This is a genomic window from Streptomyces sp. NPDC111606 (genome assembly GCF_055656945.1).
Window position 1 is genome coordinate 129,396 of sequence record NZ_JBVKBY010000010.1, and the last position, 26,977, is coordinate 156,372.

Annotated in this window: 30 protein-coding genes; 11 read left to right on the forward strand and 19 right to left on the reverse strand. The window is 70.7% G+C overall.

The annotated features are described in order from the left end of the window. Positions 1-4: 4 nt before the first annotated feature. Both ACZ7M7_RS31570 and ACZ7M7_RS31575 read right to left on the reverse strand, forming a co-directional pair. Positions 5-1,000, reverse strand: coding sequence for a carbohydrate ABC transporter permease (locus tag ACZ7M7_RS31570; protein WP_383605905.1), 996 nt, complete (start codon positions 998-1,000; stop codon positions 5-7). A gap of 5 nt (positions 1,001-1,005) precedes the next feature. Then, on the reverse strand, positions 1,006-2,322 hold the full coding sequence (locus ACZ7M7_RS31575) for an ABC transporter substrate-binding protein (protein ID WP_472122719.1): 1,317 nt from the start codon (positions 2,320-2,322) through the stop codon (positions 1,006-1,008). A 162-nt stretch (positions 2,323-2,484) separates the two neighbouring features. Here ACZ7M7_RS31575 and ACZ7M7_RS31580 point away from each other — a divergent pair, with 162 nt between their 5' ends. Continuing rightward, the gene (locus ACZ7M7_RS31580; RefSeq protein WP_383625440.1) at positions 2,485-3,753 is read left to right on the forward strand and encodes an ROK family transcriptional regulator; all 1,269 of its coding nucleotides are present in this window, start codon (positions 2,485-2,487) and stop codon (positions 3,751-3,753) included. Then, positions 3,750-4,283 carry a chloramphenicol phosphotransferase CPT gene (cpt, locus tag ACZ7M7_RS31585; RefSeq protein WP_383605897.1) on the forward strand — a complete coding sequence of 178 codons (534 nt, stop codon included), beginning with the start codon at positions 3,750-3,752 and terminating at the stop codon, positions 4,281-4,283. The genes ACZ7M7_RS31580 and cpt overlap by 4 nt, the downstream gene beginning before the upstream one ends. A gap of 15 nt (positions 4,284-4,298) precedes the next feature. Here the strand turns inward: cpt and ACZ7M7_RS31590 are convergent, their stop codons facing one another. From ACZ7M7_RS31590 to ACZ7M7_RS31615, 6 genes are all read right to left on the reverse strand, one after another. Next, positions 4,299-4,856 (reverse strand): hypothetical protein, encoded by a 558-nt coding sequence (locus ACZ7M7_RS31590; protein WP_451176408.1) that lies wholly within the window; start codon positions 4,854-4,856, stop codon positions 4,299-4,301. Further along, a complete protein-coding gene (locus ACZ7M7_RS31595) occupies positions 4,853-5,545 on the reverse strand; it encodes a DUF6338 family protein (protein WP_472122723.1) in 693 nt (230 codons plus the stop codon). Before ACZ7M7_RS31595 ends, ACZ7M7_RS31590 begins: the two co-directional genes overlap by 4 nt. 7 nt (positions 5,546-5,552) lie before the next feature. Next, positions 5,553-5,771 carry a hypothetical protein gene (locus tag ACZ7M7_RS31600; RefSeq protein WP_472122726.1) on the reverse strand — a complete coding sequence of 73 codons (219 nt, stop codon included), beginning with the start codon at positions 5,769-5,771 and terminating at the stop codon, positions 5,553-5,555. A gap of 9 nt (positions 5,772-5,780) precedes the next feature. Continuing rightward, a complete protein-coding gene (locus tag ACZ7M7_RS31605) occupies positions 5,781-9,899 on the reverse strand; it encodes a CHAT domain-containing protein (protein ID WP_472122729.1) in 4,119 nt (1,372 codons plus the stop codon). Positions 9,900-9,995: 96 nt separating this feature from the next. After that, positions 9,996-10,388: a VOC family protein gene (locus ACZ7M7_RS31610; protein ID WP_383605882.1), complete on the reverse strand. Its 393-nt coding sequence runs from the start codon at positions 10,386-10,388 to the stop codon at positions 9,996-9,998. Then, positions 10,385-10,687, reverse strand: coding sequence for an ArsR/SmtB family transcription factor (locus ACZ7M7_RS31615; RefSeq protein ID WP_472122732.1), 303 nt, complete (start codon positions 10,685-10,687; stop codon positions 10,385-10,387). Before ACZ7M7_RS31615 ends, ACZ7M7_RS31610 begins: the two co-directional genes overlap by 4 nt. 215 nt (positions 10,688-10,902) lie before the next feature. Between ACZ7M7_RS31615 and ACZ7M7_RS31620 the strand changes: the two genes are divergently transcribed. Next, positions 10,903-11,343, forward strand: a complete 441-nt coding sequence (locus ACZ7M7_RS31620; protein WP_383605879.1) for an ATP-binding protein — start codon at positions 10,903-10,905, stop codon at positions 11,341-11,343. 38 nt (positions 11,344-11,381) lie between these two features. Here ACZ7M7_RS31620 and ACZ7M7_RS31625 read toward each other — a convergent pair whose 3' ends face one another. From ACZ7M7_RS31625 to ACZ7M7_RS31640, 4 genes are all read right to left on the reverse strand, one after another. Then, positions 11,382-11,813 carry an ATP-binding protein gene (locus ACZ7M7_RS31625; protein ID WP_472122735.1) on the reverse strand — a complete coding sequence of 144 codons (432 nt, stop codon included), beginning with the start codon at positions 11,811-11,813 and terminating at the stop codon, positions 11,382-11,384. A gap of 155 nt (positions 11,814-11,968) precedes the next feature. Further along, positions 11,969-12,340: a PRC-barrel domain containing protein gene (locus tag ACZ7M7_RS31630; RefSeq protein ID WP_472122738.1), complete on the reverse strand. Its 372-nt coding sequence runs from the start codon at positions 12,338-12,340 to the stop codon at positions 11,969-11,971. Between the two features lie 49 nt (positions 12,341-12,389). Continuing rightward, the gene (locus ACZ7M7_RS31635; protein ID WP_472122741.1) at positions 12,390-12,683 is read right to left on the reverse strand and encodes a DUF5133 domain-containing protein; all 294 of its coding nucleotides are present in this window, start codon (positions 12,681-12,683) and stop codon (positions 12,390-12,392) included. A 73-nt stretch (positions 12,684-12,756) separates the two neighbouring features. Next, a complete protein-coding gene (locus ACZ7M7_RS31640) occupies positions 12,757-13,590 on the reverse strand; it encodes a SigB/SigF/SigG family RNA polymerase sigma factor (RefSeq protein ID WP_383625422.1) in 834 nt (277 codons plus the stop codon). A gap of 376 nt (positions 13,591-13,966) precedes the next feature. Between ACZ7M7_RS31640 and ACZ7M7_RS31645 the strand changes: the two genes are divergently transcribed. Continuing rightward, positions 13,967-14,842 carry an RNA polymerase sigma factor SigF gene (locus tag ACZ7M7_RS31645; RefSeq protein WP_383605865.1) on the forward strand — a complete coding sequence of 292 codons (876 nt, stop codon included), beginning with the start codon at positions 13,967-13,969 and terminating at the stop codon, positions 14,840-14,842. Positions 14,843-15,713: 871 nt separating this feature from the next. Here the strand turns inward: ACZ7M7_RS31645 and ACZ7M7_RS31650 are convergent. After that, entirely contained in the window at positions 15,714-16,184 is a 471-nt protein-coding gene (locus ACZ7M7_RS31650; protein ID WP_472122745.1) for an ATP-binding protein, read from the reverse strand. Between the two features lie 395 nt (positions 16,185-16,579). Between ACZ7M7_RS31650 and ACZ7M7_RS31655 the strand changes: the two genes are divergently transcribed. Further along, the gene (locus ACZ7M7_RS31655; RefSeq protein ID WP_383605859.1) at positions 16,580-16,978 is read left to right on the forward strand and encodes an STAS domain-containing protein; all 399 of its coding nucleotides are present in this window, start codon (positions 16,580-16,582) and stop codon (positions 16,976-16,978) included. 251 nt (positions 16,979-17,229) lie between these two features. On the opposite strand, the gene ACZ7M7_RS31660 is transcribed toward ACZ7M7_RS31655, so the two are convergent. Beyond that, a complete protein-coding gene (locus tag ACZ7M7_RS31660; RefSeq protein WP_383605856.1) occupies positions 17,230-17,709 on the reverse strand; it encodes a MarR family winged helix-turn-helix transcriptional regulator in 480 nt (159 codons plus the stop codon). 155 nt (positions 17,710-17,864) lie between these two features. Here ACZ7M7_RS31660 and ACZ7M7_RS31665 point away from each other — a divergent pair, with 155 nt between their 5' ends. From ACZ7M7_RS31665 to ACZ7M7_RS31690, 6 genes are all read left to right on the forward strand, one after another. After that, positions 17,865-19,043 carry a PP2C family protein-serine/threonine phosphatase gene (locus ACZ7M7_RS31665; RefSeq protein WP_383605853.1) on the forward strand — a complete coding sequence of 393 codons (1,179 nt, stop codon included), beginning with the start codon at positions 17,865-17,867 and terminating at the stop codon, positions 19,041-19,043. A gap of 62 nt (positions 19,044-19,105) precedes the next feature. After that, on the forward strand, positions 19,106-20,005 hold the full coding sequence (locus ACZ7M7_RS31670) for an STAS domain-containing protein (RefSeq protein WP_472122749.1): 900 nt from the start codon (positions 19,106-19,108) through the stop codon (positions 20,003-20,005). Next, on the forward strand, positions 20,002-20,424 hold the full coding sequence (locus tag ACZ7M7_RS31675) for an STAS domain-containing protein (protein WP_472122752.1): 423 nt from the start codon (positions 20,002-20,004) through the stop codon (positions 20,422-20,424). The genes ACZ7M7_RS31670 and ACZ7M7_RS31675 overlap by 4 nt, the downstream gene beginning before the upstream one ends. After that, positions 20,421-20,864: an anti-sigma regulatory factor gene (locus tag ACZ7M7_RS31680; RefSeq protein ID WP_472122755.1), complete on the forward strand. Its 444-nt coding sequence runs from the start codon at positions 20,421-20,423 to the stop codon at positions 20,862-20,864. Before ACZ7M7_RS31675 ends, ACZ7M7_RS31680 begins: the two co-directional genes overlap by 4 nt. Further along, positions 20,864-21,937: a SpoIIE family protein phosphatase gene (locus ACZ7M7_RS31685; RefSeq protein WP_472122757.1), complete on the forward strand. Its 1,074-nt coding sequence runs from the start codon at positions 20,864-20,866 to the stop codon at positions 21,935-21,937. Before ACZ7M7_RS31680 ends, ACZ7M7_RS31685 begins: the two co-directional genes overlap by 1 nt. Further along, positions 21,934-23,676: a PP2C family protein-serine/threonine phosphatase gene (locus ACZ7M7_RS31690; protein ID WP_472122760.1), complete on the forward strand. Its 1,743-nt coding sequence runs from the start codon at positions 21,934-21,936 to the stop codon at positions 23,674-23,676. Before ACZ7M7_RS31685 ends, ACZ7M7_RS31690 begins: the two co-directional genes overlap by 4 nt. 9 nt (positions 23,677-23,685) lie before the next feature. Here the strand turns inward: ACZ7M7_RS31690 and ACZ7M7_RS31695 are convergent, their stop codons facing one another. The 5 genes from ACZ7M7_RS31695 to ACZ7M7_RS31715 form a co-directional block, all read right to left on the reverse strand. Continuing rightward, positions 23,686-24,186 carry a MarR family winged helix-turn-helix transcriptional regulator gene (locus ACZ7M7_RS31695; RefSeq protein ID WP_472122763.1) on the reverse strand — a complete coding sequence of 167 codons (501 nt, stop codon included), beginning with the start codon at positions 24,184-24,186 and terminating at the stop codon, positions 23,686-23,688. Positions 24,187-24,288: 102 nt separating this feature from the next. Further along, a complete protein-coding gene (locus ACZ7M7_RS31700) occupies positions 24,289-24,609 on the reverse strand; it encodes a GYD domain-containing protein (RefSeq protein ID WP_451176363.1) in 321 nt (106 codons plus the stop codon). 106 nt (positions 24,610-24,715) lie between these two features. Next, a complete protein-coding gene (locus ACZ7M7_RS31705) occupies positions 24,716-25,279 on the reverse strand; it encodes a TetR/AcrR family transcriptional regulator (RefSeq protein WP_383605828.1) in 564 nt (187 codons plus the stop codon). Between the two features lie 16 nt (positions 25,280-25,295). Further along, entirely contained in the window at positions 25,296-26,744 is a 1,449-nt protein-coding gene (locus ACZ7M7_RS31710; protein ID WP_472122767.1) for an amidase, read from the reverse strand. Then, positions 26,731-26,952 carry a hypothetical protein gene (locus ACZ7M7_RS31715; RefSeq protein ID WP_472122770.1) on the reverse strand — a complete coding sequence of 74 codons (222 nt, stop codon included), beginning with the start codon at positions 26,950-26,952 and terminating at the stop codon, positions 26,731-26,733. Before ACZ7M7_RS31715 ends, ACZ7M7_RS31710 begins: the two co-directional genes overlap by 14 nt. Positions 26,953-26,977 lie beyond the last annotated feature (25 nt).

A 26,977-nucleotide genomic window follows, 5' to 3' on the forward strand; every position in this document is an offset into this window, starting at 1 on the left:
GGTGCTAGACATCGGCCGTCTTCCTTCCTCGGGAGGTCAGCAGGAGGTAGACGCCCGTCACCACGAGCAGGAAGAGCAGCAGCAGGACGGACATGGCGGAACCGGTTCCGAAGTTCCAGGTGACGAACGACGCCTGGTAGATGTGGACCGAGATGAGGTCCGCGGCCTGTGGAGCGGTCCTGCCGAACAGGACGAACGGCGTGTTGAAGTCGTTGAACGTCCACAAGAACAGCACGAGCACCAGGACCTGGTTGACCGGGCGCAGCGAGGGCAGGGTGATCCGGCGGATCTGCTGCCACATGCCGGCCCCGTCGAGGGAAGCGGCTTCGTACTGCTCCTTGGGGATGTTCTGCAGACCGGCCATGACGATGAGGAAGGCGAACGGCCAGCCCTTCCACACCGACACGACGAGCAGCGCGACGAAGCTGTTGTCGCCGATGAGCCAGAAGGACGGCTTGTCGGTCAGGCCCAACTGGTCGTGCAGGACATGGTTCACCAGCCCGTTGTCGTGCTGGAACATGAACACCCAGGTGATGACGGCTGCGTACACGGGCAGCGCGTACGGCACCAGGAACAGGGCGCGCAGCAGACCGCGGCCACGGAAGGTGTCCTGCATGTAGATCGCCGCCGCCGTACCGATCAGCCAGCACAGGCCCACCGACAGCAGGGTGAAGGCGATGGTGACGAAGAAAGAGTGCAGCAGCGCCTCACCCACGGGGGCGTCGAAGTCCACCGACACCTCGTAGTTGGACAGGCCCGTCCAGGGCGCGGCGCCCCAGTCACGGATGTAGAACTGCGTGAGCTCCTTGAAGCTCATCACGATGCCCATCACCATCGGCACCAGATGGACCAGGAGTTCGAGGATCAGGGCCGGCAGGAGCAGCAGATACGGCAGTGCGATACGGCGGATCCGCCCGGGGCGGCGGAAGCGGGGCGTTTGCTCCGCCGACCCGGACGAGCTCTTGTGCGGGGCCGCCTCTGCGGGAGCAGCGGTCGTCATCGTGCTCACTTCGCCGGCATCTGCTGCTGGGCCTTCTCGAGCGCCGCCTTCACCGATGCGGTGGTGACCGAACGCCCGGCGGCCGCGTCGGCGAACAGGTCCTTCACGGCCGTACCGACGGCCGTCTCGAACTGGGACTCGTCGGCCACCTGCGGCATCGCGGCGGCGCTCTGGGCGAGGGTGTCCTTGAGGACGGAGTTGGCCCCGGAGTTGAAGGAGGCGTCCGACTGGGCGCCCTTCACCGGCGGGATGGAGCTGAACGCGGTGTTCAGGACCTTCTGTTCCTCGTCGCTGGTCATGAACTTCACGAACTTCTTCGCGCCGTCGACGTTGTCGGTGTTCTTGAACACGGCGAGGTTGATGCCGGCCACGATGGAGTTGACCTGCTTGTCGGTGCCGGGAGCTCCGGACTGCACCGGAACGGGCGCGACACCGTAGGCGTCCGCGCTCATGCCCTGGGACTCGAGGTTGGCGGACGCGCTCTGCCACAGCAGCATCGCGGTCTTGCCCTTGGCGAAGTCGCTGACCGACTGGTTCTGGGCGTACTCGGCGTTGCCCGGCGCGATGACCTTGTCCTTGGCCATCAGGTCGACGTACTGCTTGACCGCGTCGACGGCGCCGTCGTTGGTGAAGTCGGGCTTGCCGTCGGCCGTGAAGAAGTCGGCGCCGTGCTGCTTGGCGAAGACGAAGACGTGGTGGATGTTCTCCGACGCGTTGGAACCCTCGGCGCCCAGCCCCCACTTGCCGTCCCCCGACAGCTTGCGGCCCGCGGCGACCAGGTCGTCCCAGGTGGCCGGGGGCTTGGCTATGCCCGCGTCGGCGAACAGCTTCTTGTTGTAGTAGAGCGCGTACGCCATCGAGTACAGCGGCACGGCGGCCGGGTCCTGGCCCTGCGCGCCCGTCGAGCCGAGCGCTGAGTCGACGAAGCGGTCCTTGCCGCCGATCGCGGTGAAGTTTTTCTCGTCCCAGGGCAGCAGCGCGCCCGTGGCCTGCAGGGAGGCGCTCCAGGTGTTGCCGATGTTCAGGACGTCGGGGCCCTGGCCGGAGGTGGTCGCGGTGAGGATCCGGTTCAGCAGGTCCGACCAGGGGATGACCTCCAGCTTCACCTCGATCCCGGTCTGCTTCTCGAACTTGTCGAGCTCGGGCTGGAGGACCTTCTTGTCTACCTCGATGCTGGCGCCCTGGTTGGAGGCCCAGTAGGTGAGCGTCTTCGGTGAGTCGTTGGACCCGCCGCCCGTCGACGAGCCGCCACCGCAGGCGGTCATGGCGGTCAGCAGGGAAACGGTGACGGCACCGACGGCCGCGGCTCGGATTCTGCGCATGGCTCAGGGGTCCCTTTCCGGAGGGATGCCCAACGCGAGCGTTCACTTTCCGAACGCCGCTCATGGGTTAATTTAGAGCGTGATTTAAGACCCGAAGGAAGGGCGCGTCAAGAGACTGGGCGGCGGTATGTTGCTGTTCGGGCGGCGTCGGAAGGGACCCACATGGCAGGGCGGAACGGGCGGACAGTGCGTGACCTGCGACGGGGCAATCGCACCGTCGTACTGCAACAGTTGTATTTCGACGGGCCGTTGAGCCGCTTCGAACTGGCACCGGCCACCGGACTGAGTGGCGGTTCCATCAGCAACGTGGTCGCGGAGCTCATGGCCGACGGCCTCGTCGAGGAGGCCGGAACTGTCGAGTCCGACGGCGGCCGCCCCCGCACCCTGCTGCGCGTGGCCCCCGCCGGCGGCCACATGATCGGCGTCGACGTCGGCGAGACCCGCGTACGCGTCGAGCTCTTCGACCTCACCCTCACCGAACTCGCCCGCACCGAACGGCCGCTGGAGCGCCAGGGCTACGACGTCGAGGTCATCGTCGGGCACATCCGCGACGGCATCACCGAGGTCCTCGCCGAGACGGACGTCGCCCCCGAGCAGCTCCTGGGAGTCGGTATCGGCGTCCCCGGCATCGTCGCCCGTACCCCTGAGCTGGGCGCGGTGGTCCACGGCCAGACGATCGGCTGGGACGCCGTACCGCTCGAATCCCTGCTCCGCTCGACGTGCGAACTCCCCGATACCGTGCCGTACTTCATCGACAACGGTGCCCGGACCCTCGGCCACGCCGAGATGTGGTTCGGCGCCGGCCGCGGCGCCCGCAGCGCGGTGGTCGTCCTCTTCGGCTCCGGCGTCGGCGCCTGCCTCGTCACGCAGGAGGTGGCGCAGGGCCGGTCCGTCGAGTGGGGGCATCTGACCGTACGGGTCCGGGGGCGCCGCTGCCGTTGCGGTGCCCTGGGCTGCCTGGACGCCTACGCGGGTGCGGAGGCGCTCCTCGACCGCTGGCGCGAGGAGGGCGGCCACCCACCGGAGGGCACCGACGAGGAGACCGCACTGACGGCGATGCTCGCCGCGGCACACCCCGCCGCGGGCACCGACGCCGACCCGGCGGCCCTCGCCGTCCTCGACGAGGCCGCCGAGTACCTGGGCGCCGGCCTGTCCGACCTGATCAACCTCTTCCAGCCCGAACGCATCCTCATCGGCGGCTGGGCGGCACTCCAGCTCGGCCCCCGCATCCTGCCCGCCGTACGCCGCTACGCATCCGCCTACGCCCTGCGCCATCCGGCCGAGCGCGTCTCCATCGACCTCGGAGGCCTCGGCCCGGACGCGGTCACGGTCGGCGCGGCGATCCTGCCGCTCGCCGAGTTCTTCGCCGGGGGCGGGCAGCGGGAAATTGCATGGGGGCAGGGTGGGAATCGCCCTAGTGTGGCGCGGTGACTACACAGGTGATCGTGCTGAACGGCGGTTCCAGCTCGGGGAAGTCCGGGATCGTACGGTGTCTCCAAGCCGTACTGCCGGATCCGTGGCTGGCGTTCGGGGTCGACTCGTTCGTCGCCGCCCTGCCCGCGAGGATGCAGGGGGCGGACGAGGGGATCATGTTCGCGCCGGATGGCGGGGTGAGCGTCGGGGAGGACTTCCGGGCGTTGGACGCCGCCTGGATCGAGGGGGTCGCCGCGATGGTCCGCGCGGGCGCCAGGGTCGTCGTCGACGACGTCTTCCTCGGCGGGGCGGCATCCCAGCAGCGGTGGCAGAAGGCTTTGAGCGGCCTCGCCGTGCTGTGGGTCGGCGTCAGGTGTGACAGCGCGGTCGCCGCGGGCCGTGAGGTCGCTCGCGGAGACCGGGTCCAGGGGATGGCCGTACTGCAGGCGGACGTGGTGCACGAAGGGGTCGGCTATGACCTGGAGGTGGACACGACGCACACCGAGTCCCTGGTGTGCGCGAGGGCCATCGCCGCGCGGGTCGGCTGACAGAGGCTGATTCCCTCACCGAGCCGAGCGATGTTCCGGCCCGTGCCAGTGGGTCGGCGCGACCTGGTCGGGCAGCATCGGACTACTGCGGTCGCCGACGATCTCCAGCATGTTCGTGGTGGCCGTCGCGTACAGCGGATGAACGTGCTCGTAGAGCTCTCCCGCGCAGTTGATCTGCACGCGCAGCAGCCACCGGGTGACGCGGAGGTCGGCGGTGAGGGGCGCCAGGTCGAGGGAGTGGATGGGTTCGGTGCTGGACAGGGGCGGCGCGCTCGGCAGCATCCGTAGTTCGGGCGGGTTGGTGTCGAGCAGCAGGGCGAGGTCCGGCTCCCAGGGCTCCAGGACGTCGTCGGTCATCACGCTGCGTGTGGTCGGCGGCAACCGGTCGGTGATCTCCGCGGCAAGTCCCACGATCGACGCCTGGTCAGGTCCCGTGGGGCGCAGCCGTATGCCCAGACGGTGGCCGGACAGAGCGGCTTCGACAGGGTCGGGGCCCACGACCGGCCCCGGTTCCAGGCGGAGCCCGAAGGTGCGGTGCAGCTCGACGTGGAAGGCGTAGGGAAACTCGCTCATGCTGTGTTCTCCCCTCGCGGCTCGGGCCGCGGTGCGTCGGTCGGGACGTGGTCGAGATAGGTGACGGTCAGGAACTTGATCTGCCGGGCGCTCACCGACACCAACTGATGCCCGGTGAGGGGCCGTACGGGCTGTCCGGGGTGCGGGCGGTAGTCGAGCGGGGCGACCAGGGCCAGTTCGCGGTCCCCGGTCTCCTCCGCCTGGTGCGCGAAGTGCTTCAGCGTGCCGCCGAGATACGAGCCGTCCAGTAGTTCGCAACCGACGTACGCGGACTTCGCGCCGGCCTCGGCGGGGTAGCGGCCGAGCAGCAGCCACCAGGACGACTCCACGGTGACCGGTCCGGCACCGCGTGGCAGCAGCCGGGCAGCGCCCGCCCCCAGCGCGGCCGCGATCGCGAGGACCGCCAGCGACCACCAGGCCAGCGCCGGATAGTGGTCCCGTGCGTAGCCCCAGCCCTCGCGGACCAGGCGCCCCACGTCCGGAGTGATGCCGGGCGCCGTCGCACGCAGCGCGCCGAACAACGCGAGGGCGAGGGTGTCGAGGGCCAGGCTCGCCAGGACCACCCGGGTCGTCTCGCGAAACGCCGACGAGGTCCGCTCGGGCAGCACGGTGTCGCGTGCCGCCGAGTACACGAAACCCGGCACGAGACACACCACGAGCAGGACCAGACCGAGGAAGGTGCTGGGCATGGGGGCGCTAGTCCTCCTGCCCGTCCGGTTCGGCGGTCGTGGCGTCCGGCTGCTGCGGCAGCGCACTCGGCGGGGCCGCGGGGCGCTGGGAGACCGGGGCCGGGACCGCGGCGCCCGGTGCGACGGCCTGTCCGCCCCGGTTGTCGCCGTACACGATCACTGATTCGCCGTCGTCCAGCGGCGGGCGTCTGCGTTTCGCCCGCGGCCCGGTTTCCTCGTCTGCCATGGGTGCCTCCTACGGTCCGTGGTGGATGAAGGGCGTCCAGCCCACCAGCGGCATCCGGGGCTTGGCTCGCAACCCCCGCACCGCGTGGTGCAGGGCCGTCGCACAGTCCTCGGCCGCCAACTCGCCCTCGCTCACAAGAGTTTCGTACACGTTGTCGACAATCTCCCCCGCGATGCGGTCGTTGACGCTCCACATCGTGGCCAGGACGTGCCGGTAGCCGGCCACCTGTAGCGCCGCGGCGGGATGGATCGCCTCGTCGGGCAGCATGAAGCCGCTCACCGCCGTCTTGCAACTCGCCAGCATCGCGAACTCGGCCTGTTCCAGTCTCAGTTGTGCGATGTCGGCGACCGTCAGACAGCCGTCGTGCAGATACAGGCCGCTGCGCGACGGGTCGCCGCGCTCCTGATCGCCGTGGCACGAAAAGTGTGCCCACGCGTGCGTGGCGAGGTCCGCGAGCACCGTCTCGCGGGTGGCCGCAGCGCCGGAGCGCACCGTGCACCTGCCGGCGAAGGACTCGCTGATCTGCTCCGTGTCGTATGCCGCGTTGGGGAGGGACCTGCGGCCCGGGGTCTCGGGCATCGCCACCATCAGCATGCGCCTGCGCTCGCCCCGCGCGGGAGCCTGGGCGCGGCTGCGGATCAGCGCCCGAAGGGTCGGGGTGTACGAGGAGACCACCCGGTCGAGCACACACGCGTCCGTCACGGGAGCGGGCAGGTGCAGGCCCGCCGCGTGCAGGGGCAGGAAGGCGAGGGAGCCCGTGGGGCACCACCAGATCCGAGGCCAACGGCCGTCGCCGGGTGGCGAGCCGGCGTGGCTCAGCGCGTCCAGGACGGGTTCGGCGACCGAGTGCCACAGCCAGCTCAGTGTGAGCGCCATGGACTCCTCGAGCATGGTGTGCTTCTCGCGGGTCATCTCGGGCTCGTCGTAGTACAACAGGGCCGACAGGTACCAGGCCATCTGCTGCTCCGCGAGGCCGGGGGAGAGCTGCGGGAGCGGGACGACTCGTAGGTCGTCGGAGGTCAGCAGGAGGGCGTCGCTGCGGCGCTTGGAGACATTGAGCAGCACCACGGTGCCTTCGGCTGCCGCGGCGCGCAGACCCTCGAACCCGGGTGGCCGCATGAAGTCCGCGAAGCCCGGCACATCCTTGCGGATCGTGGCGATCAGCGCGTCCCACTCGTGACCCAGGGCGATACCCCGGTCCGCCCGTGGGCCCGGTGTTCGGGAGGTGAAGGCGTCGCCGGGTCGCTGCACCACCGCGTCCGGTACGTCGAGCAGCCGCAGCTGGGTGCGCAACGTCTCCACTCGCTCGGCGAGTTGAGGTGCGGCGGCGCGCAGCTCCCACAGGTCGGCGCCGGTGTCCAGGGCGTGGTTCCACAGTACGGAGCGGCCGTGTTCGAGGAGTTCGACCGCGCGCTCCGGGCGGCCCGCGTCGAGTGCGGCCGCCGCTGCGTCCTGGGTGAGCGAGTCGATGGCGCTCAGATGGTCCTCGCGGTCGCGTCTGCTCAGCCCGTGCCAGGCGATCAACTGCACGCAGCTGACGGCCTGTTCGTAGCGTTCGAGCGCGGCCGCCGGGTCCGTCTGCGCCTCGGCGCCCAGGCGCAGGGCCGCCATGCGCACGCTCGCCGCCACCCCCGGTGTGGCCGCCGCAGCTCGCAGGGCTTCGTCAGCGGCGGCAAGGTCCTCGGCGGCGCGCTCGGCGGACCAGCGGGAGGCTGCCCGCGCGCGCAACAGTCCGGCCAGGAGGTACTGCTGGGCGGCGCGGTCGGGATGGTCCCCGGCGACCGAGCCGAGCGCCTTCCCGACCGCTTCGATGGCCTCCTCCGCGTCCTGCCAACGGGCGGTGCGCTCATGGCGCTGCGCCAGGGCCAGCGCCCAGTTCGTCAGTAGTCCGGGGCGGTGCGCGTGGTTGTGCGGCAGGGCGTCCACGGCCGCGCGCAACGTGTCCACAGCCGCGTCGATGTCGGCCATGTCCTGGGTCGCCTCGAACCGTTCGAAGAGCGTCAGGCCCAGATTGGAGAGGTGGGCCGGGCGCTGGTAGTGCGCTGCTGGGGTCGCCTCGACAGCGGCGATGCCGGCCTCGACTGCGGAGTCCAGGTCGGCGGGGTCGCGGTAGCGCACGTACCGGTTGCGCAGGGCGATGGTGTGCAGGTTCAGGGCAACGCATCGGTCGTTAGTCCGGGCGTCCTGCACGGTGGCCTCGGCAAGAGCGACCGCCTCGTCGATGTCGGAGCGTGCGCCGAAGCGCTCGAACCGGTGCTCCAGGGCGAGGCACAGACCCGACCGAGCCGGGTTCAGGTCGGGCTCCGCCCGTGCGCGGTCCGTATCGTCCGGGCCTGCGGCAAGGCCGTACGCAGAGTCGATTGCTCTGCGGTACACGGCAATCGCGGCGTCCAAATCGATGGGGTCACCGGCCACCAGGGCACGGCTGTGCAGGGCGCTGCCCTGGACGGCCAGCAGTTCGGGCAGCCCGGTATCCGGTGCGGCGGCCGAGCCCTGGGTGCACAGGGCGACGGCTTCGTCCAGGTCGGTCCGGGCTCCTGTGCTCTGGCCGCGGCGGACAAGGGCGTCGGCGAGCAAGTGCAGCCGTGCGGTCGGGGACGGTTCCGTTCCCTCATCGATCGTGAGGCACTCACGGGCCAGGGCGACAGCCCGGTCGATGTCCGTGAGGACGCCGCCCAGCACGAACCGGTCCCGCAGGGCGCTGCCCAGCACATGCTGCGCCACCGCCCGGTGCGCAGGAGAGAGGGCGGCCGAGCGGAGTGCGTGCTCGGAGTCCTGCACCGCTCCGTCGAGACCGGCTCCGTCCCCGGTGATCCTGTGACGCTCGTAGCGGATCCGGGCGCGCACGTGGAGAAGCTGGGCGATCTGCCGGTTCGGCGTCGGAGCGCGTCCTCGCGTGTCAGGGCCGGTCGCCTGCGCCGGGCCACCGCTCAGGTGAGGGGCGTGGGCCGGACCGCTGCCCAGGTCACTCGCTCCCGACGGGCCGTCGCCATCGGCAGCGGCCTCCCGCAGGGCGCTCGCCACCGCCTCTTCCGCCGCGTCCAGCTCAGCAGCAGCCTCAGTGGCTGATCCGAGAGAGCATGCCCGGGCGAGCAGAGCCAAGCCGACCATCGGCGCGCTCGCGGCCCGTACCCTGGCGCCGTACGGCTCGGGCAACTCGGCGCCGTGCGCTGCCTGCAGCGCTTGAAGGGCTGCCGTCAGATCGCCGTGGCTGCCGTACTCCTCGTAGCGGGTGAAGAGCGCCTGCCCGAGGTTGCTGCGGATCTCCGCCTGGGTGACGCTCCCGTCCGGCGCGGCAGATTCGGCTTCCCCGAGAACGGCCGCGGCGTCGTCCCACTCGTTGCCGAGCAGCAGCGCCGAGCCGAGGTTCTGCAGACAGATGAGCCGCTCCCGGGAATCCGGTGCCAGATCGGTGAGTGCCGTACGCAGGGCCGACACCGCCGCCGCCAGGGAGTCCTCGTACGCGTGCTGGTAGGCGAGCATCAGGGCGTGCCCCAGGTTGGCGAACCACACGCCGCGCCTTTCGGCGTCCGGCGGCGGGCGCGAGGTCGCCGCCCGCAACGCCGTGAGCGCGTCCAGGAGATCCTCCCTTACGCCTTCACGTTCGAACTTGGTCCGCAGCAGATACCCGTACAGGAACTGGAAGTCGGGCTCGTCGGGCGCCCCCGGAGTCCGCGCCGCGATGTCCTGTGCCGCTTCGAGTACCTCCAACGCCCCGTACAGCGGTTCGGGCTGGGGCGCCGCGACCGCCCAGTCGACCAGCTCCCGGGCCCGGACGGGATCCAAGGCCAGAGCGGCGTCGTGAACGGCGAGCATCCGGTCCAGGTCCGGCGGGGTCGCCGCGTCCGGTATGCCCTCATGGATGAGCACGAAGAGCCGTACGGCGGCCCAGGCCGCCTGCTGGGCGTCCTCCGGGTCGGAACTCTCCCGCTGCCGGTACCAGAAGAACCAGGCCAGCACCTCCGCCGTTGCCGGCTCCACCTCGGGCCCGTCGAGCAGGCCGAGCACCGCGTAGGCATCGTCGAGGGCCTGCGGACCGAGCACGGCGGGTGCCCCTGCGCCGTCCTCGTAGGCGTCGATCCGACGCCGCAACCCGGCGATGAGCTCCGCTGGACTCCGGTCCTGCATGCCCGTCCGCCCCCCAACTGTGACGCCGCGTCAGTCAGAAGCTAACAGCCGGAGTTGTACGACGCGTTGGGACGTGTTTAGGCCAGGGCCGGCTGCCTACTGCGGCTCCGTGGCGATCTGGATCAGGTTGCCGCAGGTGTCGTCGAGGACCGCGGTGGTGACCGGGCCCATGTCCACGGGCTCCTGGGTGAAGCGGACGCCGAGGTTGCTCAGCCGGTCGTACTCCGCGTGGACGTCGTCCACGGCGAACTGGGCGAGGGGAATGCCGTCCTGGACGAGGGCGTCGCGATACGTCTTCACGGCCGGGTGGCCGGCGGGCTCCAGGAGGAGCTCGGTGCCGCCGGGCTCGTCGGGTGAGACGACGGTCAGCCAGCGGTCCTTCTCACCCACCGGGACGTCGTGCTTCTTCACGAAGCCCAGGACCTCGGTGTAGAAGTGCTCGGCCTTGGCCTGGTCGTCGACGAAAACGCTGGTCAGGTGAATCTTCATGGGGTGCTCTCCTCGGGTCCGGGTGGGTCGGGCACGAGCCATCGCTCGGTGATCTGCCGCAGCGGGGCCGTGTTCAGGTCGTGGAACTTGTAGCGGCCCTCCCGCCTTGTCTCGACGAGCCCGGCGGCCTCCAGCACGGCCAGGTGCTGGGAGACCCCCTGCCGCGAGATGCCGAGCTGATGCTTCATGCTCAGCCGCGCGCAGATCTCGAACAGTGTCTGCCCGGACTTCTCCGTGAGCTCGTCGAGAATCGTGCGGCGGGTGGGGTCGGCCAAGGCTTTGAAAAGGTCGTCGGCCACAACCCCAGCATAGGCAAGTCCCCGCTTGCCTATCAAGTCGGGATGCGCCGCATCCGGAGCCGGCGCAGCAGGCCCCGTGGCCTCCCTCTTCCGCGATGTCCCGCAGGCTCCTACCGTTCCGTACGCGTAGCCGCGCTCAGCCTGGGAACCAGCAGCGGTGAGAAAGATGCACGACGAAGTCACGCGGCCGACGACAGCGGGCCGAAGAAGGTGTGATGGCGACCGAATCGCGTGGGGGCGGGAAAAAACCGTCGTCCGAAGAGATCCAGGACTGGGAGGTCAGGCTTGACGGGGGATTTGGTGATGTGACGAGAGCCCGCCTCAGCGCGGAGGAGTTCCTGACCACGCTCGCGAGGTCGGCCCCGCCGGCGACGCCCGAGTACCGGGACGACATCCTGTTGGTCGTCAGCGAGCTGGCGGCCAATGCGATCCAGTATGCGCCGGGGCCGCTGCGGCTGGTGATGCGCAGGACGTTCGACGGTGTGCATGTGACGTTCAGTGACACGAGCACCACGCCACCGGAGCCGCGTCCGTTCCACCCCGGCAACGGCACCGGCGGCGGTATCGGCTGGTACCTGATCCACACGCTGTGCGACCAGGTGAGCGTGGTGGTGCGGGACGACGGCAAGGACGTGCACGCGTTCCTGCCCTGGTGAGGCGCCCGCGTCGGCGGGCGCACTCTCACCGCGGCCCCTCACGTCAGGGGCACCAGCACGCTGACCGTCTTGCCGCCTTCCCGGCGGCGCTCGATGCTGATCTCGCGGGTCAGGCGGATGATCAGCGGCCACCCGTATCCGCTGCCCTCGTGTACGAGCGGCAGCGTGCCGGGCCCGTAAGCCGCGGAGGGCACTGCGTCGCTGTAGTCGTGCACACTGAGGCTCACGGCATCGGACAGCAGGGCCACCTCGAACCCCGCGAGGCCGCCGCCGTGCCGGATCGCGTTGGTGACCAGTTCCGACACCACCAGCAGGAGATCCGTGACGGTCCGCTCACTCGCCGGGTCGGACGCTGCGCGCCATCCCTCCGTCACGACCGACCGCACATAGCTCCGCGCCGCCGCCGCGCTGGTGATCGGGACCGGCCTGGCAGGCGCGGTCCCGACGTCCCCGGCCGGACGGCGTTCCATCGGCTTCACGGCTGCTCGTACGCTGCCTGCGGAATGCTCGTCACTCCCTGAGCATCACAGGCGCGCACCAAGAAGACTGCGGCTCCCGTCACTTCACCATTCCTCGCACGTCGTAGTCTCCGCTCCTCGTCGTCCGACCGTGTCCTGCCGCTCTGCTACCCGGGCTCGCCCGAATCATGGCGCAAAGTCGCGTAGTACGCACCGACAGCGGACAGGTACTCGGGATCGAGCGTCTCGCGGTCCGTGCTGAAGCGGGGAGCCCCCTTGGCCTCCTCGCGGGTACACCCCACGGTGACCAGGCGGGCCGCCATGTCGATGCCGGTGATCATCCCTGCGGGGATCAGCAGACTCCTGCCGAAGACCCATACGCCCGTGTCGACGATCAGGTGTCGCAGGGGAGTGTCGTCGGCCTGGCGGTCCACATGGCCGACGACACCGTCCGTCGCCTCGACCTTGAACCCCGTGAGCGTCCGCCCCTCCTGGTGACCGCTCCCGGGACGGTACGACCAGATTCTGTCGATGCTCACATCGCTTTCCTCTCCGTTGCCGCTCCGGGCCGTGTCCCGCTGGTGCATCTCAGCCGACCACCGCCGGCCCGTGCGCCCTCGTAGGCTCGTCCAGGCCTGCCGTGATCACGCGTCGCTTCACCTGCGCCGCGACGGGGTCGTGCGCGGCGTCAAGCATGCGGCGGGCCGTCTCCAGGGCCTGTCCCACCTCGCGGGTGCCGGTCGACACGCACAGCGTGTAGGCCAGGTCCTGCGCGCGCAGGTCACGCCGACCGGTCCCGGCCTCGAGGTCGCTGTCGTGGGCCACGAGCGCCTCGTACTCCTCGACGAGCCTGCGCAGCATCGCCGGATGGGGCATCAGCATGGGTATCCGCTCCTGGATGAAGTGATCGTGGTGCGCGCCGCCGGGGGAGGGGGGGGCTGCTGCCAAGTCGGCGTCAGGACCGGTTCCCCCGGTCGAGAGCCTCTTCCCGCACCTGTGCGCAGCACCGGCTGATGAGGCGGGAGACATGCATCTGGGAGATCCCCAGCTGCTCGGCGATACGGCCCTGCGTCATGTCCTCGAAGAACCGCATGTACAGGATGGCGCGCTCGCGCTCGGGAAGCCGCCGCAGCCCCTCCTTCACCGCCTCCCGGTCTATGACGACGTCGTACGCCTCCTCGTTGCTGCCGATCGTGTCGGCGAGGCTGAAGCCGTCGTCGCTGGAGGACATCTCGGCGTCGAGGGACAGGGTGCTGAAGCTGTCCAACGCCTCCAGCCCTGCCTTGACCTCCTCCTCCGTCATTCCCGCGTGGGCGGCGATCTCGGCGACCGAGGGGGTGGAGCCGCCCGAGGTCGCGACGAGGTCGCGGCGCGCGATCCGTACCTTGTTGCGCAGCTCCTGGACGCGACGGGGAACCCTGAGGGCCCACATCCGGTCGCGGAAGTGGCGCTTGATCTCGCCCGTGATGGTGGGCACCGCGTAGCTCTCGAAGGCTCCTCGTCCCGGTTCGAACCGGTCTATCGCCTTGACCAGCCCGAGGGCCGCGACCTGGCGCAGATCCTCCAGCGACTCACCCCGGTTGCGGAAGCGGCCGGCGATGCGGTGGGCCATGGGCAGCCAGGCCCGGGCCAGTTCGTCGCGTACGGCGTCACGCTCGGGCCCTTCGGGCAGAGCGGCCAGCCGGGTGAAGCCGGCCGCGGTGTCGGGGGCGTCGTCGTGGACGCGTCCGCCTGACACGCGGGGACGGGTAGGGATGTCGGAACCATGTGCGGACGTTTCAACCAGCATGAGGAACAGCTCCTGAACGACGTTCTCAGGGAATCTCCGTGGGAAACGGTGCACAGGGCACTAAGGCCCTGGAGCGGTCATACCTGTCGCACCGTGGCGCCTCTGGTCCGAAGCACGAAAATCCGCATGCCCCGCAACTCCCCACGCAAACGAGCGGACGTAGAAGGGCCGTCCGATACCGACGCCGACGGGCGACGGAGTGCCGGCGCCGCGTCGGTACGTCCGCGGACGGCGTGGCCGGTTCGACCGTTCTGTAGGGCGAGTTCGCGCCAGAACTCACCTTCGTGCCGCGATCTGTTCGACAGAAGAGGAGTGAGACGCGCGAACTCGGGCACGCGGGGAAACGACAACAGGATCCGGCGATCGGGAGGGCAGCATGGCAGCCGTGACGGTGGCGCAGGCAACGGCCACGGCACAGGAGACGGTGACGACGCAGGGGGCGGCGCTGCCGCTGATCGAGGATCCGACGAGGGTGAGCCCTCAGGACGCACGTCAGTTGTCGCGTCAGTTCTTCGACCGACTGGTCATGCTGGAAGAAGGCACGCACGAATACCAGTACGTACGTAACACGCTGATCGAGATGAACCTCTCGCTCGTGCGGTACGCGGCTTCGCGGTTCCGCACGCGTGGGGACTCGTTGGAGGACGTGGTCCAGGTCGGGACCATTGGGCTGATCAAGGCCATCGACCGCTTCGAGGTCGCTCGGGAGGTTGAGTTCACGACGTTCGCCGTCCCGTACATCGTCGGCGAGATCAAGCGGTTCTTCCGGGACACGAGCTGGGCGGTTCATGTGCCGCGCCGGTTGCAGGAGGCGCGTGCGGAGTTGGCGAAGGCAACCGAGGAACTTGGTTCCCGGCTGGGCCGCATGCCGACCACCCGCGAACTCTCGGAGCTGATGTCCCTCTCCGAGGAAGAGGTGATCGAGGCCCGCAAGGCCTCCAACTGCTACCAGTCCGCCTCCCTCGACGCGGCCGTCACCTCCGACGCCGAGAACGGCGAGTCCGTTCTGGCCGACCTGCTCGGCGAGGAGGATCCCTCGCTGGAACTCGTCGAGGACTTCCACTCGTTGGCACCCCTGATCGCCGGGCTGGACGAGCGGGAGCGCCGGATCATCCATCTGCGCTTCGTCGAGGAGCTCACCCAGGCGCAGATCGCCGAACAGATCGGCGTCTCCCAGATGCACGTCTCCCGCCTCATCAGCCGCATCATCAAGCAACTGCGCGCGGGGCTGCTGGAGCCGGGGGTCGCCTGACCTGAGCACCGTGTTGCCTTGAGGTCGCCGGCCGACACCCACCTGGGCGTCGGCCGGTTCGCCTGAGTTGCATCAGCAAACGTGGGCCGCAGCCAAGTGGCTGTCGGCCCTCGGCCTGTCGGCCCTCGGCCTGTCGGCCCTCGGCCTGTCGGCCCTCGGCCTGTCGGCCCTCGGCCTGTCGGCCTGGTGCCCCGTTCTCTTCACGCTGGCCCACCGGTCTGTTCCGTCGGCCCGCCGACCTGTCCGCGTCGGGGCTCGGCCAAATCCCCGTCGGTAGCGGCAGCCTTTCCGGGGCGGTCCATCGTCCGTGCCCCATCCGAACAGGTGGGTAGCGGACCCGCCCGCGTGGGACCGTTCGGTGGCCGACCCGCCCGAGTCGGGCCATGTTGTCTGCTCCCTGGCCCGCCGGCGCCTCCGTGCTGACCACTGGCCTCTCCGGCTGGCCCGCTGGCCCATGACGCTGGCCACTGGCCCTGTCCCGTCGGCCTGCCAGCCTCTTTACGCCGGCCCACCAGTCAGTTCCGTCGCGTCGGCTTACCGCGCCCCATTGCGCTGACCCACTGGTCTGTCCCGTCGGCCCACCGCGCCCCATCGCACTGACCCACATGGCCGTCTCGTCGGCCCTACCGGCCTCATCGCGCTGACCCCCACCGGTCCGTCCCGTCCGCCCACAGCCCAGTCCGCGACGCCCTCAGCCAGCGTCGGCGACCGCAGCCTCCCCGCCTCGCCCCCGACCAGCCCCGTCGGCGACCGCAGCCTCCCCGCCTCGCCCCCGACCAGCCCCGTCGGCAGCCGCAGCCTCCCCGCCTCGGCCCACTCCCCGCGCCCCACCCGATCGAGCTGGCAAGCCGCCCCACCCCGTCAGACCCCGTCAGACCCTGTCGACCCGCTCCCGGCACCCCGTCGGCAGGGGCAGCACCGCGGTGACGCGCTTGCCGCCCGTCGGGAGGTCGGAGACCAGGACCGTGTGGGACAGCCTGCAGACGATCGGCCAGCCGCGGCCTCCGCAGCGGTGGCGGCCGTGGCGGTCGACCGGGTCGAGGGTGACCGGTCGGCTGCGCTCGTGGTCGCTGACGGACAGATAGAGGTTCTCGCCGACGACCTCGACGTCGAAGCCGGTGACGCCGCCACCATGCAGCATCGCGTTGGTCGTCAGCTCCGACGCCACCAGCAGCGCGTCCGAGAGGGTGTCCGGCTCGCAGGCGGCGCCGCGGGCGTGCGACTGTTCGGACAGGACCCGCCGAACGGCGCCGCGCGCCTCCGCCGGACTCCGCGGCCCCCGGCGCACACGGCCTGCGCTCGCTGAACTCCTGGTGACACCGGTCCGGTACTGCTCACTCATCCTTACGCTCCCTGACAGATGGCGAGGAGGCCCGAGTTCCCTTCCCTCCTCCACACCGTGTGATGTCTCTTTAATCGCGTGACCCGTCGACCGCCCGCCAAACCGCCCGCCCAGCCCTTGCACGCAAAAGCAGTCAGGAGTGGCACTCGGAAGCGTGACGGCGTACCGCTCGCTCGCACGTGCCCTGTGTGCTGGGGAGATTCGGGGGTAGGCGGCCGAACGCATCGACGGACGGTCAACACGCATGCAGCACAGGAGCGTCATGCCCGAAACCGCCTGCGACGGGCCCGCGAGAGGCGTGGTAGGCCGGTTGCCGGGAATTCTTCGCTCCACGAGGCATTGAATCCGTCCGTCGGGGCACCCGTCGCGATCGCCAACGCCTGTGGGAGGTACTTGTGTCCGTTGCCCAGAATCCCTTGTCGATCAAGGTGGAAGTGCCCCGGGAGGATGCCGTGCTGCTCACGGTCGAGGGCGACCTGGACATGGATACAGCCACCGAGTTGCAGCACCATCTCGCCAACCAGCTGCACCATGGCCGACGAAACTTCCTCCTCGACATCGCCGGCGTCCCCTTCATGGACTCGTCCGGCATGAACATCGTGTTGCGGGCGTACCAAGAGGTACGGGAGATCCCCGGGGGCGTGTATGTGATCTCCCCTACGCCCGCCGTCCGGCGGATCATGGATCTCACCGGTGTCAGCATCACCGTCCCGATCGTGGGGAGTGTCGAGGAGGCGCTCGCCACCGCGGACTCGGGGCCGAATCCCGAGCCTCCGGCCGCGACGGCGGAGTGATGACCGCTTCGGAGTGATGGCTGCTTCGGACTGAAGACCGCTGCCCGAAGAGGCAGTTCATCGATTGCAAACCGCACTCGTATGCCCAACAGTTGCCGTTTGACAACTATGGTCATGAGGCAACAGAGTGAGCGAGTCAAGCGTGGGAGGGGGTGTGGAACGTGCCGGTCAGCAATGACGACGGCCCGCGTCGCCGGGCTGCGGCGCGTACCCGGCCCTGTCCCGGCACCGCACCGGGGCGTCGGCGGGATTCAGGCGCTTCTGGCGTCGGAGGCTTCGTCGCCTTCGTGGATCTCCGCGGACGCCGCGGCGCAGAACGCCTCCAGGCCCTCCAGCAGCGCGGTCCGCTTGGTGGCGGGCATCTGCTCCAGCACGGACTGCAGCGCGGCCTCGCGTCGCGCGCGCAGCTCGGTCAGAAAGGTCCGTCCGCGACGGCTCAGGTGGAGCCGCAGCTCGCGGCGGCTGGAGGCGCTGGGGGCCCGCTCGACGAAGCCGACCGCCTGCAACCGGTCGCACAGCCGGCTGGTCGACGGCGGCGTGGAGCCGAGGGCCTCGGCGAGCATGCGCAGGTTGATGCCGTCGCTGTGCTCCAGGATGAACAGCACGCGAATCTGGGAGGCGGACACCGGCGCGGTCGAGGCCCGGCCCCACAAGACCTCCAGCAACTCGGCGGCCTCCGAGGTCACACGCGCCACCTCGTCCGGCCGCGGTTGCGAGTAGGAGGAAGTCACGCTGCCACTCTTTCAGGCTTCACGGGCACTGTCAGCCCACCGGTTCGGACAATACGTGCAGAACACTAGATACGGACAAGAAGGACCGACGGGCGGCGTCCGCGGCAGCGCGGTTCCAGCGCCGTCACTGTGACAAGAATGGCGTATCCAACATCGTGAACAGATTCGTGGCAGCCGAGCGGGCACTTCGCTCCGCGGCCCCGCACCAACTGGTGGACGCGGTCCGCGAAGTACTGTGCAACGACTACGCGGCGAAGACCGTCCAGCTCTACATGGCCGACTACGGCCTCGCCACGCTCCAGGCCGTCCACACGGCTCCGAGCCCGCCCGAGTCCGTGCCCGCGTACGGCACGCCCTCCGGACGGGCCTTCGGGTCCCAGGAACCCTTCGTCGAGAGGCTGAGCGACGGCGAGGTGCGCCTGCACCTGCCGGTGACTGTGCGGGGCGACCGGCTGGGCGTCCTTGCCGTTACGATGCCCTCCGCAGCCCAGGCCGAGGAGTGCCTGGACGAACTGGCCGAGGTGGCGAAGGTGCTGGGGCACGAAGTGATCGTGGCCGACCGGGACACCGATCTGTACGTCCGGGCGCGTCGCACCGACCGGCTCACCCTGGCGGCGGAGATGCAGTGGCAACTCCTGCCGGGCCGCTCCTGCACCCGCCCCGAGTACGCGGTCGGCGCCCAACTGGAACCCGCCTACGCGATCTTCGGAGACAACTTCGACTGGTCCGCCGACGCCGACCGCCTGATGCTCTACATCACCAACGGCATGGGCGAGGGCATCGAGGCCGCCCTCCTGACCAACCTGGGCATCAACGCGCTGCGCAACGCACGCCGTGCCGGCCTGTCCATCGCGGACCAGGCCGCACTCGCCGACCAGGCCGTCTACGCCCAGTACCGCGGAGACGCCCACCTGTCCGTGCTCCTGCTCGACCTCGACCTGCGCACGGGCCGGCTACAGGTCATCGACGCCGGCTCCCCGCAGATGCTGCGTCTGCGCGGCCGTACCGTCACCGCCGTCGAGTTCGATGAGCAGCTGCCCCTCGGCATGTTCGAGGAGACGGACTACGTCGTCCAGCAGGTCGTCGAGATCGAGCCCGGGGACCGACTCGTCTTCGTCAGCGACGGGGTGTACGCCGTCGCCGCACCCGGTGGTGGTGAGCAGTACGGGGAGCGTGCGCTCGCCCGGGCCATCGTGTCTACCAGCCTGCTGCCCGCGGCCGAGGTTCCCCGTGCCGTCCTGAGGGAACTGGCCGGTCACCGCGGCACACCCGTGCCCGACGACGATGCGCTCGTGGTCTGCCTGGACTGGTTCGGGCCACGGCAGGCATCGTGACCGTACAGTCCGGCGCTCCCCGTGAGATCGGGGCGGCGCACACCATATGAGGAGGGAAGTACGTGCCGGAGCAGCAATCGGCAAAAGATCAGACCGATCCGGCTGAGGAGGTCGGGGACTTCCTGCGGCGACGCCGGGAGCAGATCGCCCAGCGCTGGGCCGACGCGGCGCTGTTCCGCACCGTGTTCACCGTCTCCCGGGACGAGGCGGTGGAAGCCGGCCGGGCCGTTGTGGAGGCGCTCGCCGCGGTGGCCGCGTCGGGGCGTGTGGAGGACTCGGAGGCGGACGGGTTCACCGTCGTCCGCGAGCAGTTGGCGCGCACGGCGCACTCCCGGGCGCGGGCCGGCGCCACCCTCGGGCAGATCGCGGCCGAGATGGACGCACTGCGGCGGCCCGTCACCGACCTCCTGCTCGACGAGCTCTCCGACGCACCCGCCGAGCACGTGCGGGAGTGCACCACGGCCCTGACCGTGCTGATGGGCACCCTGCGCCTGGTGATGCAGGAGACGACGACGGTCGCGGGGCAGGAACTCATCAACCGCCAGCGGCTGGAACTGCTCGAAATCGCCACCCCCGTGATCAAGTTGTGGGAAGGTATCGTCGCCGTACCGCTGATCGGCACGCTCGACAGCGCCCGCAGCCAGGTGGTGATGGAGACGCTCCTGGACGCCGTCGTCGAGCAGCACGCCCGCATCGCCATCCTGGACATCACCGGGGTGCCCACCGTGGACTCCCTGGTGGCGCAGCATCTGATGAAGACCGTGGCGGCGGCGCGACTCATGGGAGCGGAGTGCATAGTCTCCGGGATCCGGCCGGCCATCGCGCAGACCATCGTCCACCTCGGCATCGACCTGAGCGATGTGCTCACCCGCGCCAGCCTCGCCGATGCCCTGGCCTACGCCCTGCAGCAGCAGGGCGCCCACATCGTGGCGAGCCCCGCATCGGCCGCGGAGCCCCGGTGACGGGCGTGTCCACCTTCCCGTACGAAGGCCATGTGCCCGTTCTGAGGCTGGGCGGGGTCCTTCTGGTCACCCTCCAGGGCGACCTGTACGACAGCACGGCTGAGCAGCTCCGCCAGGACATCGGCGAGACGGTCTCGGACAGCGCGGTCAACGGTGTGGTCATCGACCTGTCCGGGGTCGAGATCGTCGACTCCTTCATGGGCCGCGTGCTCAGTGACGTCGCGGCCATGACCAAGCTGCTGGCCGCTCAGACCGTGGTTGCGGGGATGCGCCCGGCAGTGGCCATCACGCTGGTGGAACTCGGCCTGACCCTGCCGGGGCTGCGCACCGCCCTCAACACCGAGGAGGCCATGCGCCTGCTCGGGGCCGAGGTGTCGGCCCTGCCCCGCGGCGGGCGCCCACGCCGGGAGTGCCTGTGACCCATAGCACCGGCAGCGTCTCCGCCTGCCTGCCGATCCACTCGGACCTCGACCTGGTGCGGGTGCGGCAGCATGTGCGGCAGATGACCGCCCAACTCGGGTTCGGCCTGGTCGAGCAGACCAAACTCGTCACGGCGGCCAGTGAGCTGGCGCGCAACGCCCTCGTGCACGGCGGCGGGGGACAGATGGAGTGCACGAAGGTGACCAACGGCGCGATACAGGGCCTGCGTCTCGTCTTCAGCGACGAGGGCCCCGGCATCGCCGACCTGGACCAGGCCCTCGGCGACGGCTACACATCCGGTGGGGGGCTCGGGATGGGGCTGGGCGGATCCCGGCGCCTGGTCCACGAGTTCTCCATCGACAGCAGCCGTGGCAGCGGCACCACCGTGACGGTGACGTCCTGGATCTCCAAGCCGCCCCGTCCGCGCGAGGCGCCCTGATGCCGCGCGTCTGGGAGGTGCCGGTGCACGACTCGACCCGCGTACGCGGCGTCCGCATGGCGGCCGGGGCCGCGGCCCGCCGTGCCGGGCTCGCCGAGGAGCGGGTCGTCGCCGCCGAGCTCGTGGCCACCGAACTCGCCACCAATCTGCTGAAGCACGCCGGTGGCGGGCAGATACTGCTCGACCTCGTGGGTCCGTCCGTTCCGGCCTACGGCGACGAGAGGATCTCCATGGTGCAGATCATGGCCGTCGACCACGGGCCCGGCATGCGCGACAGCGACGCGGCGTTGCGCGACGGCTACTCGACCGCCGCCTCCCTCGGTGCCGGTCTCGGCACCTGTCGGCGCACGGCTGACGACTTCGGCCTGCACAGCACACCCGGTCGGGGAACGATCGTCATGGCCAGGATCGGTCCCCGCCCGAACCGGGACCCCGACGGCCCGCACACCGGCGCGCTGCCGGTGCGGGCCGGGGGAGTCAACGTCCCCCTCGCGGCTGCGGAGTTCTCCGGCGACGCCTGGACGTCCGTGCGGACATCGGACCACGTGACACTGATGCTGGCCGACGGCCTCGGCCACGGCCCCTTGGCGGCCGATGCGTCCTCCGCCGCGGTGGAGGCGGTGCGAGCCGCGCCCCACCTACCACCGGCCGACCTGCTGCGGCGCCTGCACGGCGCCCTGCGCGACACCAGGGGTGCGGCCGTGGCCGTCGCCCAGCTCGACGTCACCGCCGGACGGCTGTCCTTCGCCGGAGTGGGCAACGTGGGGGCCCGGCTGCGCCGCGGCGACAGCTGGCACGGGCTGGTCTCGCGCCCCGGCATCGTCGGCGCCCACTTCCCCGCACAACTGCCCGCACACCAGGAGACCTGGACCGACGACTGCCTCCTGGTCCTGCACAGTGACGGTCTGCCGAGCCGCTGGAGCCCCGGCCCGGCCGTCCACACCCCGACGCCCCTCGACCCCGCCGTGATCGCCGCCTCGATCGTGCGGGACGCCAGCAGCGCCGCCCGGCCGGTACGTGACGACACCGCCGTCGTCGCGCTGAGCCCCTGCCCCCCGGACCGCTCGTCATGACCCGCACCTGGTACGTCCGCAGCATCACCGACGCCGCGCAGGCCCGCATCGGCACGGCTCGGCTGGCCGCCGCGTGCGCAGTGCCGCCGGTCGAGCGCACCCGCCTGGTCGCCGCACTCACCGCACAGCTACGGCAGTGCCTCACCAAGGGCGGTGACTGGCAGGTCGGCGTGGCAGCGACCCTGTCACCCGGCCGAGGCGAGTTCAGCGTCGAGGTGGCCCCGGCGAAGCGACGCCCCGGGGACCGGCAGCCCCCGTGGCGCGCTTGCGTCCCCTGCGCCGAGGACGCGGACGTCTCCGTCGGCGAGCACGTGGCCGACGACCCGGCACTGCTGGCCGAGGCCCTGTTCGGCGCTGACGAGGACGCGGCCCTGCTGCTGGAGCGGCTCGACGAGCAGGAAGCGCTGGTCGCCGTCCACCGCGAGGAACTCCACCAGACCAACCAGGGCGTGCTGGCGTTGCACGCCGACCTGGACGCCGCCGGCCGCGCCCAGCGCGAACTGTTCGACGCCGAGCAGAAGGCCCGCAAGGAGGCGGAGAAGGCCCGTGGCCGGCTGACCTTCCTGGCGGATGCCAGCGCCGCCCTGACGGCCTCCCTCAACCCCGAGGCCATCGTGCGGCTGCTGCCCGCGCTGCTGGTGCCGAGATATGCGCGCACCGTCGACGTCTGGCTGTTCGACGGCGTGGACGAGGCGCTGCGCAGCGGCCCCCATCCGGCCGCCGCCGTCCTCGCGGCCCGCCGCGGGCGCCCGCAGTACGCCGCCGACCACCCCGGAGGCCTGCCCGGCGTCGACGACCAGCCGCCCTCGGCTCTCGGCCCCGGCAGCCCCCTCCTGTGCATCCCTCTGCTCTCGCGCCGGACCTCGCAGGGCGTCCTCACCCTGTCGGCGCCCGACGAGCGCTGGGACGCCGACGACGCCGTCATGCTCATCGAGCTGACCCGGCGGGCGAGCATCGCCCTGGAGAACGCCAGGCGCTTCGAGCACAACCGCGACATCGCCGAGACCCTGCAACGAGCCCTGCTCACCGACCTGCCCACCACAGAAGGCCTGACCCTGGCCGCGCGCTACCTCCCGGCCACCCGGGGCCTGAACATCGGCGGTGACTGGTACGACGCCTTCCGCCAGCCCGACGGCAGCCTCATCACCGTCATCGGGGACGTCACCGGCCACGGGCTGCACGCCGCGGTGATGATGAGCCAGCTGCGCACCGCCCTGCGCGCCTACGCCGTCGACGGCAGCAGCCCCGGCGAACTCCTGACACGACTGCACCTGTTCCTGCATCGCCTGCGCCTCGACCTGTACGCCACCGCGGTGATCGCGCGCTTCCACCCGGACGACCCCACACTCACCTGGGCCGCCGCCGGCCATCCGCCACCCGTGCTGCGTACCCCCGACGGTCAGGTGCACACGCTCGACGCCAAGCCCGGCGCGATGCTCGGCATCCCGCTGAAACAGGAGATCCGCGACCACACCGTGCCGCTCCCGCCCGGATCGACTCTGGCGCTGTACACCGACGGGCTGGTGGAACGCCGCGCCCACGGGATCGACCCCGGCATCCAGCGACTCACCGAGGTACTGGGCGACTTCCGCCCGGCCGAACTCGAAGATGAACTGGATGCATCGGCCGACCGGCTCCTGCACCCGCTGCTGCACGACTCCGAACACGACGACGACGTATGCCTGTTGCTCTGCCACGTGCACGGCGACGCGCGACGGCAGCAGGCGGCGGAGTCCTGAGCGACGCGCTCAGCGCTCGGGCCCGGCGTGCGCACCGGGTGCCGGTCCCGGTTCCGGGTTGCCGGGGAGTCCGCCCTCATGGAAGGCGCGCAGTGCCTGTTCGAGCGGCGCGCGCCGGGCGGCAGGAACACCGTCGAAGGCGGTGGCCAGCCGCAGCGACAACCGCTCGGTGACGTCCCCCAGGAGCGTGCGCCCCTGGGCAGTCACCTCCAGACGCACCTCACGCCGGTCGCCGGGCTCCACGCATCGCCGGAGCAGCCCGGCGTTCTCGAGCCGGTCGCAGAGCCGACTGGCGGTGGGAAGCCCGACCCGCAGATGCTCGGCCAGTCCGGTGACATTGAGCGCCGGTTGACGGCGTACGGCCCTCAAGGCGCGTATGTGGCGCGGCGGCAGCCGCGGACTGACCTCCTCCACGGCCGAGAACCAGAGCGACACCAGGTTCTCCACGGCGTCGACGAGCTGCTGTCCGACGAGGTCGGGGGCGCTCTCGGGATCCGGTTCGCGGCCCATGAAGACTTCTCTCTCCGTCGACTCAGGCCTGGGCTCCATCAGTGTGGGGGCCTACCCGAAGCACGGGAGAGTACACAGGCGAGCTTTCAACCGCTCCGCGGCCTACTTGCCGGGTGCCCGGAAGGCGACCTCCCGCCGCGTCGCCTCGTCGATCTCTTCGAGGGTCAGCAGGGGAGTGGCCTGGGTGTGAAGGGCGCCACTGGCCTTGACGGTGAGGCTGACAGCGGCCATGGAGACGGGATCGGGGAAGTCGATGATGCACACGAAGTCGTGCTCACCGAAGGCGAAGTACATGGCTTCGACCGTGCCGCCGAGTCCGGCGACCACCTGCTCGACAGCGGCTCGGCGGCCGCTCGCGCCCTCCTTGAGCAGCCCCTTGGTGCCCTCGGGCGTGTAGGTCGCCTGGATGAGGTACTTCGGCATCGGGACGCTCCCTGACCCTCGCTTGTCGCTGACAGGGACGGCCTTCCCGCCGTCACGGCGGCTGCCGCTCACCGCACGGGTGGATTCACTCGTTGGCAGCCGGACTTCACGCCCCTGCGCTGTCGGAACTCGCCACCAGGTGACGGGCGTAGGCGGCGTCGAGCCCGTCCGGGCGGAAGAGGATGCGGTACATCAGGGGCGCGACGACGCGGTCGATGACCGTCTCGACGTCGGGAGCAGCTTCCCCGCGCTCGACCGCGCGGCCCAGGATGACGGCGATCTGCTCGGCCGCGTAGGCCGAGCACTGACCGGCATTGCTGCCGTCCGGGTCGCCGAGCAGGGCGTCGCGGATGTAGGCGCGGCCCGCGGGGGAGGCCATCTCGTCCAGGAACTGCTCGGCCCAGGCCGTCAGGTCGGAGAGCAGGTCACCGTGCTCCTCCGGCGCCGTCTCGGGGCGCAGCCGCTCGACGGCGACGTCCGACAGGAGTTCCTGCAGATCGCCCCAGCGGCGGTAGATCGTCGACGGTGTCACGCCCGCGCGCTGGGCGACCAGCGGCACGGTCAGGGCGTCCCGCCCCACCTCCGCGGCGAGTTCGCGTACCGCGGTGTGGACCGACGCCTGAACCCGGGCGCTGCGCCCGCCCGGGCGCACCATCTGTCTGCGAGCCATGCAGGGATTGTATCCACTAAGGCGAATTCTTGGCTTTAGTGCCCTCCTGTGGTCTGTGACCTGTGGCCTGGGGCTCGCGGGCGGGGCCGCTCAGCTCGTACGCGTGACCGACCCGCAGGAGCATGGCTTCCCCGAGAGCGCGGCCGAGGAGTTGCATGCCGATCGGCATCCCGGCGCGGTCGTGGCCGACGGGTACGGACAGTGCGGGTACGCCGGTGATGTTGGCGGGGGCCGAGAGGCGTACGTAGGCGTCGGAGACGCTCTCCACCGTCCCGTCGGACCAGGTGAGCGTCTCCTGGCCGGCCGGCACCGCGGTCGCCGGGACAGTCGGGGCGGCGATCACGTCGACCCCGTCCAGCAGCCGTGCCCACTCCTGCCGCATCAGGGTCCGGGCGCGCTGGGCGCGCAGATAGTCCCCGGCGGGCATCAGCTCGCCGGCTTCGAGGAGGATGCGTACGTCCGCCCCGTACAGGTCGGGCATCGCACGCAGCGTCCGCTCGTGGTAGGCGGTGGCCTCGGGGACCATCAGGCCCCACTGCGTCGCCCGGATGTAGCGCGTCATCGGGATGTCGACCTCGACGAGCCGTGCGCCGAGCTCCTTGAGTCGGTCGACGGCCCGCCGGACCGCGGTTTCGACCTGTGGGTCGACATGGTCGAAGTAGTAGTTGCGGGGTACTCCGACGCGCACCCCGGTCAGGTCCGGGCTCGGCGCTCCCGGTCCGCCGGCACCGTGCCCGTGGTTCCCGGACGGGAGGGGCAGTGAGGCGGGGTCACGCGGGTCGTGTCCGGCCAGGACGGACAGGACCACGGCCGCGTCCGCCACCGTGCGCGTGAGAGGGCCGACGTGGTCCAGCGACCAGGACAGCGACGTCACGCCGTGGCGGGGGACCAGGCCGTACGTCGGCTTCAGGCCGACGACCCCGTTCAGCGCGGCGGGCACCCGGATCGACCCGCCGGTGTCGGTACCCAGGGCGAAGGTCGCGGTCCCGGCCGCCACGGCGACGGCCGACCCGCCGCTGGAGCCGCCGGCGACCCGACCCCGGTCCCGGGCGTTGCGTGTCTGCGGGGTGGTCAGCCCGTAGGCGAACTCGTGCGTATGGGTCTTGCCGACCAGGACCGCGCCGGCAGCCGCCAGGCGTGCGGCCACCGTGCTGTCGGAGTCGGCTCGGTGGCCGGCCCGGACCCGGGAGCTGGCCGTCGTCGGCAGGCCCGCGACATCGATCAGGTCCTTCAGGCCCATGGGGATCCCGTGCAGCGCGCCCCGGAAACGGCCGGCCGCCGCCTCACGCTCGGCCGCGACTGCCGACCGGCGCGCCTGCTCCGCCGCCACCGTGACGTAGGCACCCAGCGCCGGCTCGACCTGCTCGACGCGATCGAGGACGGAGTCGACCAGCTCGACGGGCGACAGTCGCCGCTGCCGTATCGCGTCGGACGCGGCGACGAGGGACAGCTCAGACGGCTGCATCGTGCCTCTCCTCTCCGGTTCGGCGGCCCGCCTCGAAGGCGGAGGCGGGCGGGGTGTCGCCGAAGTCCAGTTCCCGCAGGACCGAGACGACGGCATGGATGTGCTGGGCGGTGGCCGCCACCCCGGCGTGGCGGGTCTCGTCCAGGGACAGCCCGGCGCGGGCGGCCCAGCGGGCTGCCTCCGGCGGCGTGAGTGCATCGGCGGACATGAAGCTGCTCCCGGTAAAAGCTAAT